The 14,754-nt window shown below is 69.5% G+C and carries 14 protein-coding genes and 1 riboswitch; of the genes, 6 read left to right on the forward strand and 8 right to left on the reverse strand.

Annotation, left to right across the window (positions count from 1 at the left end):
* Together C665_RS14040 and C665_RS14045 are read right to left on the reverse strand one after the other, a co-directional pair.
* Positions 1-725, reverse strand: a 725-nt coding sequence (locus tag C665_RS14040; RefSeq protein ID WP_004315746.1) for a branched-chain amino acid ABC transporter permease, incomplete at its 3' end; no start/stop codon positions are given.
* A gap of 199 nt (positions 726-924) precedes the next feature.
* On the reverse strand, positions 925-2,097 hold the full coding sequence (locus C665_RS14045) for an ABC transporter substrate-binding protein (RefSeq protein ID WP_004315747.1): 1,173 nt from the start codon (positions 2,095-2,097) through the stop codon (positions 925-927).
* A 530-nt stretch (positions 2,098-2,627) separates the two neighbouring features.
* On the opposite strand from C665_RS14045, the gene ruvA reads away from it, so the two are divergent.
* The 3 genes from ruvA (at position 2,628) to C665_RS14060 (ending at position 4,719) form a co-directional block, all read left to right on the forward strand.
* On the forward strand, positions 2,628-3,230 hold the full coding sequence (gene ruvA / locus C665_RS14050; protein WP_004315748.1) for a Holliday junction branch migration protein RuvA: 603 nt from the start codon (positions 2,628-2,630) through the stop codon (positions 3,228-3,230).
* A 64-nt stretch (positions 3,231-3,294) separates the two neighbouring features.
* Positions 3,295-4,350 carry a Holliday junction branch migration DNA helicase RuvB gene (gene ruvB / locus C665_RS14055; protein ID WP_004315749.1) on the forward strand — a complete coding sequence of 352 codons (1,056 nt, stop codon included), beginning with the start codon at positions 3,295-3,297 and terminating at the stop codon, positions 4,348-4,350.
* Between the two features lie 15 nt (positions 4,351-4,365).
* Positions 4,366-4,719 carry a hypothetical protein gene (locus C665_RS14060; RefSeq protein ID WP_004315750.1) on the forward strand — a complete coding sequence of 118 codons (354 nt, stop codon included), beginning with the start codon at positions 4,366-4,368 and terminating at the stop codon, positions 4,717-4,719.
* Between the two features lie 99 nt (positions 4,720-4,818).
* Here C665_RS14060 and C665_RS14065 read toward each other — a convergent pair whose 3' ends face one another.
* From C665_RS14065 to C665_RS14090, 6 genes are all read right to left on the reverse strand, one after another.
* On the reverse strand, positions 4,819-5,331 hold the full coding sequence (locus tag C665_RS14065) for a helix-turn-helix domain-containing protein (RefSeq protein ID WP_004315751.1): 513 nt from the start codon (positions 5,329-5,331) through the stop codon (positions 4,819-4,821).
* Between the two features lie 230 nt (positions 5,332-5,561).
* Positions 5,562-6,476: a tyrosine recombinase XerC gene (xerC, locus tag C665_RS14070; RefSeq protein WP_004315752.1), complete on the reverse strand. Its 915-nt coding sequence runs from the start codon at positions 6,474-6,476 to the stop codon at positions 5,562-5,564.
* A gap of 4 nt (positions 6,477-6,480) precedes the next feature.
* Positions 6,481-7,137, reverse strand: coding sequence for a DUF484 family protein (locus tag C665_RS14075; RefSeq protein ID WP_004315753.1), 657 nt, complete (start codon positions 7,135-7,137; stop codon positions 6,481-6,483).
* Positions 7,138-7,289: 152 nt separating this feature from the next.
* Positions 7,290-8,123, reverse strand: a complete 834-nt coding sequence (gene dapF / locus C665_RS14080; protein ID WP_004315755.1) for a diaminopimelate epimerase — start codon at positions 8,121-8,123, stop codon at positions 7,290-7,292.
* A 17-nt stretch (positions 8,124-8,140) separates the two neighbouring features.
* Positions 8,141-9,013 carry a lysophospholipid acyltransferase family protein gene (locus C665_RS14085; RefSeq protein ID WP_004315756.1) on the reverse strand — a complete coding sequence of 291 codons (873 nt, stop codon included), beginning with the start codon at positions 9,011-9,013 and terminating at the stop codon, positions 8,141-8,143.
* Positions 9,010-9,954, reverse strand: a complete 945-nt coding sequence (locus C665_RS14090) for a lysophospholipid acyltransferase family protein (RefSeq protein WP_004315757.1) — start codon at positions 9,952-9,954, stop codon at positions 9,010-9,012. Before C665_RS14090 ends, C665_RS14085 begins: the two co-directional genes overlap by 4 nt.
* A gap of 248 nt (positions 9,955-10,202) precedes the next feature.
* On the opposite strand from C665_RS14090, the gene metK reads away from it, so the two are divergent.
* The 3 genes from metK (at position 10,203) to ahcY (ending at position 14,561) form a co-directional block, all read left to right on the forward strand.
* Positions 10,203-11,366, forward strand: coding sequence for a methionine adenosyltransferase (metK, locus tag C665_RS14095; protein ID WP_004315758.1), 1,164 nt, complete (start codon positions 10,203-10,205; stop codon positions 11,364-11,366).
* Between the two features lie 306 nt (positions 11,367-11,672).
* Positions 11,673-12,746, forward strand: a complete 1,074-nt coding sequence (locus C665_RS14100) for a calcium/sodium antiporter (RefSeq protein ID WP_004315759.1) — start codon at positions 11,673-11,675, stop codon at positions 12,744-12,746.
* 192 nt (positions 12,747-12,938) lie between these two features.
* Positions 12,939-13,043: riboswitch (S-adenosyl-L-homocysteine riboswitch) on the forward strand.
* Positions 13,044-13,145: 102 nt separating this feature from the next.
* Positions 13,146-14,561, forward strand: coding sequence for an adenosylhomocysteinase (ahcY, locus tag C665_RS14105; RefSeq protein WP_004315760.1), 1,416 nt, complete (start codon positions 13,146-13,148; stop codon positions 14,559-14,561).
* Positions 14,562-14,754: the final 193 nt, after the last annotated feature.

Below are 14,754 nucleotides of genomic sequence, written 5' to 3' on the forward strand. Positions count from 1 at the left end.
CCCCGCCCGGAGCCGATGCCGCCGATGACGATCACCACCAGCGCCGGGATCAGGATCGCCTCGCCCATGCCGATCTGCACCGCGCTGATCGGCGCCATCAGCGCCCCCGCCAGCGCCGCGAGCGCAGCGCCGAGCGCGAACACGAAGGCGAACACCCCGCCCACGCGCACGCCCATGTGCTCCGCCATCTGCCGGTTCGAGGCGCCGGCGCGCACCAGCATGCCGATGCGGGTCTTGTTGACCAGCAGGTGGAGCCCGAGCGCCACCGTCAGCCCGGCGCCGATCAGCAGCAGGCGGTAGGACGGATAGGGCAGGCCTTCGAGGAGCGCGACCGGCCCGGCCAGCGCCGCCGGGGTCGAGGCCAGCAGCGGCGCCACGCCCCAGATCGCCTTCACCGCGTCGTCGGCGATGAGGATGATGCCGAAGGTGGCGAGCACCTGGACGAGGTGGTCGCGCCGATACAGCCGGCGGATGACGAGGAACTCCGCCACCGCCGCGATCGCCACCGTCACGCCGACCGCGACCAGCACGGCGAGCGCGAACGCGCCGCTCGCCTCATGCACGCGCGCGGCGACGTAGGCGCCGGCCATGTAGAGCGAGCCGTGGGCGAGGTTCATGGTATCCATGATGCCGAACACGAGCGTGAGCCCGGCGGCGATCAGGAACAGCATCAGCCCGTAGCCCAGGCCGTTGAGCAACTGCTCGAAGACGAAGATGGCATCCATCGGATTTCAGCCCGGCGCGTCCGAAGCCTCTGTGTAGGAGCGACGCCAGTCGCGATCCGCCCATGGAGCATCCCGCCGCACTCGGGGCAGCAGTGAGCTCCAAATCATGAAGCTGCCGTTCGGATGGTGCATCGCGGTGAATCGCGACTTGCGTCGCTCCCACGGCGGCCCCATGCCCCGCGCGCGCGGACCTCGGATCTCACATTCTGCACGCGCCCACGTAGGCGTCCTGGTGCTTCTCGAGCGTGGTGCCGACCAGCTTGTTGGTGATGCGGCCCTCGGCGTCCTTGCCGACCTCGCGCAGATAGTAGTTCTGCACCGGGAAGTTGTTGGCGCCGTACTGGAATTCGCCGCGCAGGGACTTGAAGCTGGGATTCTTGAGCGCCTTCAGCACCGCGTCGCGGTCGTCGATCCTGCCGCCGACGTCGCGCACCGCGGCGTCCATCGCCATCAGGGTGTCGTAGGCCATCGCCGCATACACCGACGGGTAGCGCCCGGCGTACTTCTGGCGGAAGGCGGAGACGAACGCGGCGTTGGCGGGGTTCTGCAGGTCGTGCGTCCAGTGCGCGGTGTTGAGCACGCCGAGCATCGGCTCGCCCACCGCCTGGATCACGTCCTCGTCGGCCGAGAAACCGGGGGCGATCAGCGGGATGTCCTCGAGGCCGCCACCGACGAACTGCTTGACGAAGTTGATCCCCATCGCGCCGGGCAGGAAGAAGAACACCGCGTCCGGCTTGGCGGCGCGGATCTGCGCGATCTCGGCGGCGTAGTCGATCTGGCCGAGCTTGGTGTAGATCTCGTCCTTCACCGCACCCTTGTACAGGCGCTTGAAGCCATTCAGATGATCCTTGCCCGCCGGGTAGTTGGGCGCGATCAGCAGGACGTTCTTGTAGCCCTTCTCGTTGGCGACCTTGCCGGCGGCCTCGTCGTAGGTGTCGTTCTGGTACTGGGCGAAGAACCAGGGGCTGCACTTCTCGCCGGCGTAGGCGCTCGGACCGGGGTTGGCCGACAGGTAGGGCACCTTGGCGGCGAACAGCGCCGGGCCGACGGCGAGCGCGGCGTTGGAGCCGATCGGGCCGGTGAAGAAGTGGATGCCGTCGCGTTGCAGGAAGCGCGCGACGAGCTGGTTGGCCTGCTCCGGGTTGCCGCCGAAGTCGCTGCGGATGAACTCCGCCGGCTGGCCGCCGAGCTTGCCGCCGAGCTTCTCGATCGCCAGCTCGAAACCGTCGCGCGCCTCGGCACCGAGCGCCGAGAAGGGACCGGAGAGGTCGAGCGCGATACCGACCTTGATGTCGGCGGCGTGGGCGGTGGCGTTGAGGGCGGCAGCGCCGCACAGGGCGAACGCGACGGACAGCTTCTTCATCTGCAGCATGGGGTCTCCTCGATTGTTCTCTTTGCCGCTCGCAACGCCGGCGTCGAAGCGCCGCGCCACGCGCGAAGGCCGCCGATTCTACCCCAGCCCGGCCGCGCCTCGCGCCGCCGGCCGCCCCTGGAGGAACGACATGGCTTCGGCAAACTCCGCAGGATCGATGCAGGTCGCGATCGGCCCCTCAACCGGGCATCGACACGAATCTCCCGGGCCGCACTCGCGACTCGCGTCGCTCCTACAAGAACGGCAGGTTCTCCAACGCGCCCGTAGGAGCGACGCAAGTCGCGATCGGCTCCTCGATTGGGCATCGATACGAATCTCCCGGGCCGCCATCGCGACTCGCGTCGCTCCTACAAGAACGGCGGGTTCTCCGACGCGCCCGTAGGAGCGACGCGAGTCGCGATAAGGCGATGAATGGAGCGGTAGCGCCGCACGAAACGCCGCACCCCGGCCCGCGCTGCTGTATGAAACCGCAGGCCGCACGCCTGCGGCCTGCTAGACTTGCACATCCGCATTTCGCACGCCCGCCCCTCATGATCGGACGCATCACCGGCACCCTGCTGGAAAAGAACCCGCCGCAGATCCTCGTCGACGCCCACGGCGTCGGCTACGAGATCGACGTGCCGATGAGCACCTTCTACAACCTGCCCGCCACCGGCGGCACGGTCAGCCTGCACACGCACTTCGTCGTGCGCGAGGACGGCCACTTCCTGTTCGGCTTCGCCACCGAGGAAGAACGCGCCACCTTCCGCCAGCTGCTCAAGGTCTCGGGCGTGGGCGCGCGCATGGCGCTTGCGGTGCTGTCCGGGCTGTCGGTGAACGACCTCGCCCAGGCGGTGGCGCTGCAGGAGGCCGGGCGGCTGGTGAAGATCCCCGGCATCGGCAAGAAGACCGCCGAGCGCCTGCTGCTCGAGCTGCGCGACAAGCTCGGCAAGGCGCTGCCCAGCATGACGGGCGCGCGACTCGCCGCGGCCGCACCGGGCGCAGCCCCGGACGCGAAGAGCGACATCCTCAACGCCCTGCTCGCGCTCGGCTACAACGAGCGCGAGGCGCTGTCCGCGATGAAGGGGCTGGCCGAGGACGTCGGCGTCTCGGACGGCATCCGCCAGGCGCTGAAGGCGCTGTCGAAGGCATGATGCGCATGCACCCCGCTCGCCACGCCGTCGGCTGCCGCCCTGCAAGCTCGGCCAGGACACGCCCATGATCGAAACCGACAAGCTCAAGGCTGCCGCCCCCGCCGAGCGCCTGATCTCCGCCGCCCCCGCCGACCGCCAGGAAGACGCGATCGAGCGCGCGCTGCGTCCCAAGCGCCTGGCCGAGTACGTCGGCCAGGTGAAGATCCGCGAACAGTTGGAGATCTTCATCCAGGCGGCGCGCAATCGCAGCGAGGCGCTCGACCACGTGCTGCTGTTCGGCCCGCCCGGGCTGGGCAAGACCACGCTCGCCCACATCGTCGCCGCCGAGATGGGCGTGAACATGCGCCAGACCTCCGGCCCGGTGCTCGAGCGCGCCGGCGACCTCGCCGCGCTGCTCACCAACCTCGAACCGCACGACGTGCTCTTCATCGACGAGATCCACCGCCTGTCGCCGGTGGTCGAGGAGATCCTCTACCCGGCGCTGGAGGACTTCCAGATCGACATCATGATCGGCGAAGGCCCGGCGGCACGCTCGGTGAAGCTCGACCTGCCGCCCTTCACGCTGGTCGGCGCCACCACCCGCGCCGGCATGCTGACCAACCCGCTGCGCGACCGCTTCGGCATCGTGTCGCGGCTGGAGTTCTACACCGCGGACGAGCTCGCCTTCATCGTCGGACGCTCGGCGCGCCTGCTCAATGTGGAAATCGAGGACAACGGCGCGCTCGAGATCGCCCGCCGCGCGCGCGGCACGCCGCGCATCGCCAACCGCCTGCTGCGCCGGGTGCGCGACTACGCCGAGGTGAAGGCGGGTGGCCGCATCACCGCCGCGGTCGCGGACGCGGCGCTGCGCATGCTGGACGTCGACAACCTGGGCCTCGACCTGATGGACCGCAAGCTGCTGTCGGCGATGCTGGAGAAATTCGGCGGCGGCCCGGTCGGCCTCGACAACATCGCCGCGGCGATCGGCGAATCGACCGACACCATCGAGGACGTCATCGAGCCCTACCTGATCCAGCAGGGCTACCTGCAGCGCACCCCGCGCGGGCGCATGGCGACGCAGTCGATCTGGCAGCACTTCGGCCTCGTGCCGCCGCGCATCGGCGGCGACCTCTTCCAGTAGGCGACGGGGCCGACCGTGCGCTCGCTGCAGGTGGTGATGCTGATGCTGTGCGTGCTGGGCGGGATGTTCCTGCTTGTGCGAGCGCCCGAGTTCTTCATGCCCGCACAGTGGGACCCCTCGATCGGACGCAGCTTCGATCCGCTCGCCTCGCGCCTGCTCGGCGCCGGGCTGCTGGCGCTCGCCGCCGCGGGAGCGGGCTATCTTCACGCGATGTACTACTCGATGCCGCGCCGCCTGCCCGGCCCGGCAGCGCAGCGCCGCCACTTCGCCCTGCTGCTCGCCGCCCTGGTGCTGATCGGCGCGGCGCTGGCGCGCGCCGAGGTGGGGCCGAATCCGGAATATCGAGCGCCCTTGCGCACGGGTTCTTAGGGAGCACTGCGGCCGCAAAGCCACACGTTGCCCGGCGCGAGGCTGCTGCGGCTCGCGTCCCTCCTGCAGAAGCCTGCACGCCCCTGCGCGCGGCCTGCTTCAGTCGTGCTCGTCGTCGAGCAGGGTGCGGACGTGGTCGGCCGTTTCGAGGAGCTCGCCGAGCGCGCGCGAGCTGAGCATGGAGCCGAACTGCTCGAGCGCGATCTCGGTGATGAAGAGGTGTCCGTTGTCTTCGCGACAGATCCAGCCCAGCTCGATCAGGCGCCCGATCTTGCGCCGCACCGTCTCGCGCGGCAGACCGGTGGCGGCGGCGATCGAGTAGGCGTTGCAGGGCTTGAGGCCGCAATCCGCCGGGCGCGTGTCGCGCGGCACCGAGGGCGTCGCGGTGATCGGACGGGTGCTCTCGCGGCGCGCGACGCCGTTCTGCAAGGCGCCGATATTATGCAGTGCGATCTCGCCGAGCAGGATGGGGAGCAGGATGTCGCGGTCGAAGTCTTCGAACCAGCGCCGCAAGCTGCGGATCTCGTGGCGCGCGAGCACGAGCGCGACCGCCTTGATCGTGCGGCGTGCCGACGCCGCATTCGGGTGTTCCGGGTGCGCTGTTGGGCTCATTGGGCTGTCATGGCACGCTTCACCCTTTTTTGTTGATTCCGGGAGCTAGCGGCGTTTTTTAGAAAATTCTTAAATTAACAGACGCCATGAGCATAACCCAAGCCGAACGGGCTCAATACTCGGGAATACCCATAATGGGGAGAGTCATATTGTGACCCCAACCGCCCTCTTCTGCCGCTGCGATTCCCCGGATCGGGGCGTGCGCGCCGGGGTGGCGAGCGCGTGACGGACTACTTGCGCGCGCGCGGATGTGCCGCGTCGTACACCGCGGCGAGATGCTGGAAATCGAGATGCGTGTAGATCTGCGTGCTGCGGATGCTGGCGTGGCCGAGCAGTTCCTGGACAGCGCGAAGATCGCCGCTCGATTGCAGAAGATGACTCGCAAAACTGTGCCGCAGCATGTGCGGATGCACATGCACGCCGAGCCCGAGCGCCTGAGCGCGCGTGCCCAGCCGGCTGGCGATGCCGCGGGTGCTCAGGCGGTGGCCGTCGCGGGTCACGAACAGCGCGCGCTCGCCCGCCGCAGCGAGGCCGGCGCGGATCTCCAGCCAGGGGCGCAGGGCCGCGATCGCCTTGCCGCCCACCGGCACGGTGCGCTGGCGCTGGCGCTTGCCGGTGACCGTGACCAGGCCCTCGGCGAGGTCCAGCCCGGAATCGATGTCGAGTCCGGCGAGTTCCGCAACTCGCAGACCGGAAGAATAAAAAAGCTCGAACATCGCAATATCCCGAATTTCTAGCAAATTCTGCGGCTCTGGATCGAGCAGCGCGTTCGCCTGCTCGGGCGAGAGCACGCGCGGCAGCGTCGAGGGGGACTTGGGCGGACGGATGCCGAGCGCCGGATTGATGCGCACGCCGTGCTCGCGCACCAACCAGCGGTAGAAGCCTCGCCACGCCGACAGATGGCGGGCGATCGAGCGTCCCTGCTGGCCCTCGCCATGCAGGCGGGCGACGAAGCGGCGGATGTCGGCGGGCTGCAAGGATTCGGGCGGGTGCTCCTCGGCGAGGCGCAGCAAGGCCTGCAGGCCGGCGCGGTAGGCGGTCAGCGTCAGCGGCGAGACCCGGCGCTGGGTGGCGAGCCAGGCCAGCCAGGCCTGCATGCGCTCGGGCAGCGCGGCCGGCGCCTCGGCGGACCGCCGCGGGCCCATGGATTCAGCCCGCGCGCGCCGCCAGCGCCGCGGCGGCGAGGTCGGCGATGCGGCCCAGGTAGAGCGTGCCCATGCCGGCGTAGAAGCGCTCGGGCTCGGCGCTGCCGAGCGCGAGCAGGCCGATGCAGTTGCCGCCGACGCGCAGCGGCATCAACGCCAGCGAACGGATGTGCGGCGCGGCCTCGCCGAACCAGCTCGTCATCTCGATGCTCTCGGGCACCCCGCACCACGGGTGGCGCAGGTTCTCGACCTGGCGGCGCGCCGCTTCGCCGACGCCGAAGGCCTCGGTGTGCACCACCCCGCCCCCGACCTCTCCCCACAGCTTGAGGCTGACGTGCGGCACGGAGAAGTCGTCGCGCAGGCTGTCGGCCAGGCCCTGGCGCACCGCGGCGGCCGAGCCCGCCTGCAGCAGCGCGACCGACAGGCGGTGCACCTTGGTGCTGATGTCGTCGTTCTCCTCCCCGAAGCGGATCAGCTCGGCAAGCTTGAGTTCGAGCGCACGGATCTTGTCGCGCAGGGCATGGAGCTGGCGCTCGGCGAGCGAGATCGCCTGGCCGCCATGCTGCGGATGCGGCACGGTGAGCTCGCTGAAGAGCTCGTGATGCTGGTTGAGGAAATCGGGGTGTTCGCGCAGGTAGCGTGCGACATCTTCTGCATTCATCGATGCTACTCCAGGCGAGGCGGCTGCCGCCCCGCGTCGATCGTTCGTGGATGGCCGCCGCATACGGCGCGGTCGGCCGCGAGTCGGCCGGCACGATGCCGCACAGGCGCATCGCGTCCGGCCCGGCAAAATCCGGACTCGGGCGGGCTCCCTCAGGCGAGCTCCATCTCGCCCTCGAAAACCGTGACCGCCGGTCCGGTCATGCGCACCGGCGTGCCCGGGCCGTCCCAGGCGATCTCCAGCTCGCCGCCGCGGGTATGCACCCGCACCGGCGTCTCCAGCAGGCCGCGCAGGATGCCCGCCACCACCGCCGCGCAGGCGCCGGTTCCGCAGGCCAGGGTCTCGCCGGCGCCACGCTCGAACACGCGCAGACGCACCTCGTGCGCATCGACCACCTGCAGGAAGCCGGCATTGACCCGCGCCGGGAAGCGCTCGTGGCGCTCGATCCGCGCGCCCTGCTCCACCACCGGCGCGGCATCGACGTCGGCCACCACCTGCACCGCGTGCGGGTTGCCCATCGACACCGCGGTGATCGCCACCGTGTCGCCGCCCACCTGCAAAGGCTGCACGACCGCGTCCGAGTCGGACACGAACGGCACCTTCGCCGGCGCCAGCTCCGGCACGCCCATGTCCACCGTCACCAGGCCGTCCGCGCGCAGGCGCGGCGCGATGATGCCGGAGCGGGTCTCGACACGGATTTCGGCCTTGTCGGTGAGCCCCTTGTCATGCACGAAGCGCACGAAGCAGCGCGCGCCGTTGCCGCACTGCTCGACCTCGCCGCCATCGGCGTTGAAGATGCGGTAGCGGAAATCGACATCCGGCCGCGCGGCGGGCTCGACCACCAGCAGCTGATCGCAGCCGACGCCGAAATGGCGGTCGGCGATCGCCTTGACCCGCGCCGGGGTGAGGTCGACCGGCGCACGCGTGGCATCGATGACGACGAAGTCGTTGCCCAGGCCGTGCATCTTGGTGAAGCGCAGTTTCATCTTGCTGTTCCAGTGTTTCAGTAGATCCGCGGCTCGCCCTCGGGCCGGGTCTTGAAGCGGCGGTGCACCCAGTAGTACTGCTCGGGCATGGTGCGCACCACGCCTTCGAGCCAGGCGTTCATGCGCAGCGTGTCGGCCTCGACGTCGTCCGAAGGATAGTCGGCCCAGGGCGCGCCGAGCTCCAGCACGTAGCCCTGTCCGCCGGGCAGGATGCGGGTGATGCAGGGCACCACCGCCGCACCCGCCAGGCGCGCCAGGCGCGGCAGGCCGGTGATGGTCGCCGCCTGCACGCCGAAGAAGGGCACGAAGATGGACTCCTTGCGGCCGTAGTCGAGGTCGGGCAGGTAATAGAAAGGGCGGCCGGACTTCATCGCCTTGACCGTGGCGCGCACGCCATCGTGGCGCGACAGCAGCAGCTGGTCGTTGAAGCGGCTGCGGCCATGGTGCAGCCAGTGGTCGAAGACCTTGTCCTTCTGCGGCGAATACACGCTGACGAAGTCGCCCTCGAGCGTGAGCCGGGTGCCGGCCATGTCGAGGCCGAGGAAGTGCGGCGCCAGCAGCAACACCGGGCGGCCCTCGGCGCGCAGGCGCTGCAGGTGCGCCAGGCCCTCGATGCGGACGGTGGCGCGCAGGCGCTCGGGGCTCGCCCACCAGGCCAGGCCGCGCTCGAGCATGCTGCGTCCGATGAGGGCGAAGTTGCGCCGCGCCAGCGCGCGCCGTTCGGGCTCGGAGAGCTCGGGAAAGCACAGCCGCAGGTTGGTCAGCGCGACCTTGCGGCGCGGCACCACCACCCAGTAGAGCAGCCGGCCGAAACCGCTTCCCACGCGTGCGAGCAGCACCAGCGGCAGCCAGTGCAGCAGCCAGATCAGGCCGATGACCAGGCGGCTCATGGCGCGCGCTCCGCGTCCGTGCCGGCGGGGTCGGCGGCGGAAGTGGTCGCCGAGGGGTTGGCGGCATCGGCGCCCGCATCCCCCTGCGGGGCGGCGTCCTCGCGCTCGCGCCGCGGACCCTTGTAGCGGTTGTAGCCCCACAGGTACTGCTGCGGGCACTGCAGGATCATGCGCTCGACCTCGCGGTTGATGATCGCGACGTCGGTGTCGATGTCGCCGGTGAGCGCCTCGGCAGGCGCCTGCAGGCGGAACACGTAGCCCTCGCCGCGCGGCAGGCGCTCGGCCCAGGTGTAGATCACGCGCACGCCCTTCACCGCCGCCAGGCGCGCGGCCAGCGTCATCGTCCACGCCGGCTTGCCGAAGAAGGTCGACCACACGCCCTCGCCCGCGCCCGGCACCTGGTCGGGCAGCATGCCCACCGCCTCGTGGCTGCGCAGGGTCTTGACCAGCTTGCGCACGCCGGATAGATCGGCCGGCGCGGTACGCATCTGTCCGCGCGCCCGGCCCGCCTCCATCAGCGGTTGCAGCACCTCCTTGCGCGGAGGGCGATAGAGCACGGTGATCGGAATCCTGGCGGCGATGCACTGGGCGGTGATCTCGAAGCAGCCCAGGTGCGGGGTGATGAAGAGGATGCCGGCGCCCTCGGCGCGCGCGGCCTCGACCAGCTCCCAGCCCTCGGTGCGCACCGCGCTCGCCACCACCTCGGACGCCGGCCGGCCCCAGATGAAGGGCAGCTCCAGCGCCTGGCGGCCGGCCTCGACGATCGCCGCACGCAGCACCGTCTCGTCCTCGCGACCGATGGCGTTGAAGAGGTTCTCGCGCACGCGGCGGGCGTAGGACGGCGAAGCCTTGTAGGTCAGCCAGCCCGCCCAGCCACCGAGGCGGTGCAGCCAGGACAGGGGCAGGCGAGAGAGGAGGCGGAATGCGCTTTGCGACAGCACCAGGTTGAGATCCGATATGGATGCCGGAACCGGCTTCAGGCCCGAATGCTTACACAGCCGGGCGTCCCGGTCTATAATCCGCGCTCCACCGCCGAGTTAACTCGACAACTTGCAGGGCGGTGGGGCGGCCGCGGTGCCGCCCGAACCAAGTACTGCTAAAGCGTCGGCTGCTCGACGAAATCCCCGGAGCTGGCCGCAGACGCAAGGCCATGGCAACGGGGATTTTTGTTTTCCAAGGAGCAGCACGAATGGCTGAATTTCTCTTCACCTCCGAATCGGTCTCCGAAGGTCATCCCGACAAGGTCGCCGACCAGGTCTCCGACGGCGTCCTCGACGCCGTGCTGGCCGAAGACCCCAAGGCGCGCGTCGCCTGCGAGACCCTGGTGTCCACCGGCCTGGTGGTGATCTCGGGCGAGATCACCACCACCGCCCACCCCAACTACCGCGAGATCGCGCAGGACGTGATCCGCCGCATCGGCTACGACAACTCCGACATCGGCTTCGACTACAAGAGCTGCGCGGTGCTGGCGGCGATCAACCGCCAGTCGCCCGACATCGCCCAGGGCGTGAACAACGCCAACGACGACCCGCTCGACCAGGGCGCCGGCGACCAGGGCCTGATGTTCGGCTACGCCACCAACGAGACCGCCAGCCTGATGCCGCTGCCGATCCACTACGCTCACCGCGTCATGCAGCGCCAGGCCGAGGTGCGCAAGGATGGCCGCCTGCCCTGGCTGCGCCCGGACGCCAAGAGCCAGCTCACCGTCAAGTACGTCGACGGCAAGCCGGTGGCGATCGACACCGTCGTGGTGTCCACCCAGCACGACCCCGACGTGACCCAGGAGCAGATCCGCGAGGCGGTGATCGAGCTGATCATCAAGCCGGTGCTGCCGCCCGAGCTGATGCAGGGCGACGTGCGCTACCTGGTGAACCCCACCGGCCGCTTCGTGGTCGGCGGCCCGCACGGCGACTGCGGCCTCACCGGGCGCAAGATCATCGTCGACACCTACGGCGGCGCGGCCCACCACGGCGGCGGAGCGTTCTCGGGCAAGGATCCGTCCAAGGTCGACCGCTCGGCCGCCTACGCCGGTCGCTACGTGGCCAAGAACGTGGTCGCCGCCGGCCTCGCCGACCGGTGCGAGGTCCAGGTCGCCTACGCGATCGGTGTGGCGCGCCCGGTTTCGCTGATGGTCAACACCTTCGGCACCGGCAGGATCGCCGACGAGAAGATCGTCGATCTCATCGGCCGGCATTTCGACCTGCGCCCGAAGGCGATCATCCAGACGCTCGACCTGCTGCGCCCGATCTATTCCCGCACCGCCGCCTACGGCCACTTCGGCCGCGACGAGCCGGGCTTCACCTGGGAACAGACCGACAAGGCCGCCGCCCTGCGCGCCGACGCCGGACTCTGAGCCGGAAGCGCCCTCAGGAACGACGCGAGTCGCGCTCGGGCGGCGCTGCGGCGCTGGCGCGGGTTCCGAGCGCTGCAATCGCGACTTGCGTCGCTCCTACGCAGGTCAGCCACGCTCGGGAATGCGCGCGCGGGAACGCCGCGAGTCGCGCTCGGGCGGCGCTGCGGCGCTGGCGCGGGTTCCGGGCGCTGCAATCGCGACTTGCGTCGCTCCTGCGCAGAACCGCCGCGCATCCGTCCCGGTAGAATCCGGAACTCGCGGACGCCCGCCCCGGTCTCTGCCCCACCACGTCGCCCAGAGTCGCCCATGCTCCAACAAGTCCTGATGTTCGCCCTCGGCCTCACCGTCCTCGTTGTCGGTGCGGACGTCCTCGTACGTGGCGCCTCGCGGCTGGCGGTCTCCTTCGGCGTTTCGCCGCTCGTCGTCGGCCTCACCGTGGTCGCCTTCGGCACCAGCGCGCCGGAGATGGCGGTATCGGTGGGCTCGGCGCTCGCCGGCAGCCCCGACCTCGCGCTCGGCAACGTGGTCGGCAGCAACATCTGCAACGTGCTGCTGATCCTCGGCATCTCGGCGCTGATCACCCCGCTGCTGGTGGACGAGCAGATCATCCGCCAGGAGATCCCGATCATGATCGGCGTGTCGGCCCTGCTGGTGGTGATGGCGCTCGACGGCCATCTGGGCCTGGTCGAGTCGATCGTGCTGTTCGCCCTGGTGATCGCCTACACGGTGTTCCTGATCGTGCAGTCGCGGCGCGCCTCCAAGGCGGTGCAGGAGGAGTTCGGCACCGACCTCCCCACCTCCGCCTGGGACCGCCACTGGGCGGTGCAGGTCGGGCTGATCGCGACCGGACTGGTGATGCTGATCGTCGGCGCCGACTGGTTGGTGGAAGCGGCGGTGGCCTTCGCGCGCGCCTTCGGGGTCAGCGACCTGGTGGTGGGCCTCACCGTGGTCGCGGTGGGCACCTCGATGCCCGAGATCGCCACCTCCATCGTCGCCGCGATGCGCGGCCAGCGCGACATCGCGGTGGGCAACGTGGTCGGCAGCAACATCTTCAACATCCTCGCCGTGCTCGGTGCCTCGGGCATCGCCTCGGGCACCGGCCTGCCGGTGTCGGAGGCGGCGCGCAACTTCGACCTCTGGGTGATGCTCGCGGTGGCCTTCGCCTGCCTGCCGATCATGATCACCGGGCGCGAGATCGCGCGCTGGGAGGGCGGCGTGTTCCTCGCCTACTACGCCGCCTACACCGCCTGGCTGGTGCTGCAGGCCCAGCAGCACACCAGCCTGCCGGCCTTCTCGGGGATCATGCTGGGCTACGTGATGCCGCTCACGGTGATCACCGTCGTGGTCAGCATCGTGCGCAGCAACGGCAGGCGCGCATAGGCGGGGCGATCGGGCTGCGTGCCTCGCATGCCGGGCCGCCTGATCGCGACTGGCGTCGCTCCTGCGGGAGCCGGCGGCGACCGGGGCCGGATGTGGGAGCGACGCCAGTCGCGATCCCCGCGATCGTGATGCCCGCGGCAGCAACCGACCCCTCGAGTCCACGCCCGCCTGCCGCTTTGGTATCATTCGCTTGTTTCCGAGGAGCGCTGCGAGGCGCCGGCCGCATCCGCTGCTGCCAGGCCCCCAGGCTCGGACCCCGCCCTGCGGCGGGTATCAGTACAACGGCGCTCACCTGCGAATCGTCTTCAACCCTGCCGGGTTCGGGATGTCGGGTGAGCCGCCTGCAGCGACATGCTGCCCTCCCCCCGCTTTCCGCCCGGCCATAGCATGGAGCTTCACATGAACGCCGTGGCTGACACCCAATTCACCGATTTCGTCGTCGCCGACCTGTCGCTTGCCGACTGGGGCCGCAAGGAAATCCGCATCGCCGAGACCGAGATGCCCGGTCTGATGGCGATCCGCGAGGAATACGCCGCCAGCCAGCCGCTGAAGGGCGCACGCATCACCGGCTCGCTGCACATGACCATCCAGACCGCGGTGCTGATCGAGACGCTGACCGCGCTCGGCGCCCAGGTGCGCTGGGCCTCGTGCAACATCTTCTCGACCCAGGACCACGCCGCCGCGGCCATCGCTGCCGACGGCATCCCGGTGTTCGCGGTCAAGGGCGAGTCGCTGAAGGACTACTGGGACTATACCCACCGCATCTTCGAATGGTCGGACGGGGGTTACAGCAACATGATCCTCGACGACGGCGGCGACGCCACGCTGCTGCTGCACCTGGGCGCACGCGCGGAGCAGGACCTCTCGGTGCTGGCCAAGCCGGGCTCGGAAGAGGAGACCATCCTCTTTGCCGCGATCAAGGCCAAGCTCGCTACCGCCCCCACCTGGTACTCGACGCGGCTGGCGCACATCAAGGGCGTGACCGAGGAGACCACCACCGGCGTGCATCGCCTGTACCAGATGCACGCGCGCGGCGAGCTCAGGTTCCCGGCGATCAACGTCAACGATTCGGTCACCAAGTCGAAGTTCGACAACCTCTACGGCTGCCGCGAATCGCTGGTCGACGGCATCAAGCGCGCCACCGACGTGATGATCGCCGGCAAGGTCGCGGTGGTGGCCGGCTACGGTGACGTGGGCAAGGGCTCGGCCCAGGCCCTGCGCGCGCTGTCGGCCCAGGTGTGGGTGACCGAGGTCGACCCGATCTGCGCGCTGCAGGCGGCGATGGAAGGCTACCGCGTGGTCACGATGGAATACGCCGCCGACAAGGCCGACATCTTCGTCACCGCGACCGGCAACTACCACGTGATCACCCACGACCACATGGCGAAGATGAAGGACCAGGCCATCGTCTGCAACATCGGCCACTTCGACAACGAGATCGACGTCGCCAGCATCGAGCAGTACCAGTGGGAGGAGATCAAGCCGCAGGTCGATCACGTGATCTTCCCCGACGGCAAGAGGATCATCCTGCTCGCCAAGGGCCGCCTGGTGAACCTCGGCTGCGCCACCGGCCACCCGAGCTACGTGATGTCGAGCTCCTTCGCCAACCAGACGATCGCACAGATCGAGCTGTTCACCCGCACGGCCGACTACCCGATCGGCGTGTACACCCTGCCCAAGCACCTCGACGAGAAGGTCGCCCGCCTGCAGCTGAAGAAGCTCAACGTGCAACTCACCGAGCTGACCGACGCGCAGGCCGCCTACATCGGCGTGCCCAAGCAAGGCCCGTACAAGTCGGACGCGTACCGCTACTGAGCCCCGGGGGCGGCGCAGCCCCCGGCAGGAGCGCCTTCCGGCGCTCCTGTACAAAGGCTCTTCACGCCTCACCCCCTGACTCCTCACGCCCATGAGCATGAACTCCTTCCACGCCCGCCAGGGCAAGCCGCGGCCGGCCGCGCAGGGCAAGGGCCCGGCGGACCGCCACGGCCTGCTGCGCGTCGACCAGCTG

The organism is Thauera aminoaromatica S2 (assembly GCF_000310185.1).
Classification (GTDB): Bacteria; Pseudomonadota; Gammaproteobacteria; order Burkholderiales; family Rhodocyclaceae; genus Thauera; species Thauera aminoaromatica.

Coding starts and splice junctions, on each gene's coding strand:
- C665_RS14045 (WP_004315747.1), bottom strand. CDS start 2,097: ATGCTGCAGATGAAGAAGCTGTCCGTCGCGTTCGCCCTGTGCGGCGCT.
- ruvA (WP_004315748.1), top strand. CDS start 2,628: ATGATCGGACGCATCACCGGCACCCTGCTGGAAAAGAACCCGCCGCAG.
- ruvB (WP_004315749.1), top strand. CDS start 3,295: ATGATCGAAACCGACAAGCTCAAGGCTGCCGCCCCCGCCGAGCGCCTG.
- C665_RS14065 (WP_004315751.1), bottom strand. CDS start 5,331: ATGAGCCCAACAGCGCACCCGGAACACCCGAATGCGGCGTCGGCACGC.
- xerC (WP_004315752.1), bottom strand. CDS start 6,476: ATGGGCCCGCGGCGGTCCGCCGAGGCGCCGGCCGCGCTGCCCGAGCGC.
- C665_RS14075 (WP_004315753.1), bottom strand. CDS start 7,137: ATGAATGCAGAAGATGTCGCACGCTACCTGCGCGAACACCCCGATTTC.
- dapF (WP_004315755.1), bottom strand. CDS start 8,123: ATGAAACTGCGCTTCACCAAGATGCACGGCCTGGGCAACGACTTCGTC.
- C665_RS14085 (WP_004315756.1), bottom strand. CDS start 9,013: ATGAGCCGCCTGGTCATCGGCCTGATCTGGCTGCTGCACTGGCTGCCG.
- metK (WP_004315758.1), top strand. CDS start 10,203: ATGGCTGAATTTCTCTTCACCTCCGAATCGGTCTCCGAAGGTCATCCC.
- C665_RS14100 (WP_004315759.1), top strand. CDS start 11,673: ATGCTCCAACAAGTCCTGATGTTCGCCCTCGGCCTCACCGTCCTCGTT.
- ahcY (WP_004315760.1), top strand. CDS start 13,146: ATGAACGCCGTGGCTGACACCCAATTCACCGATTTCGTCGTCGCCGAC.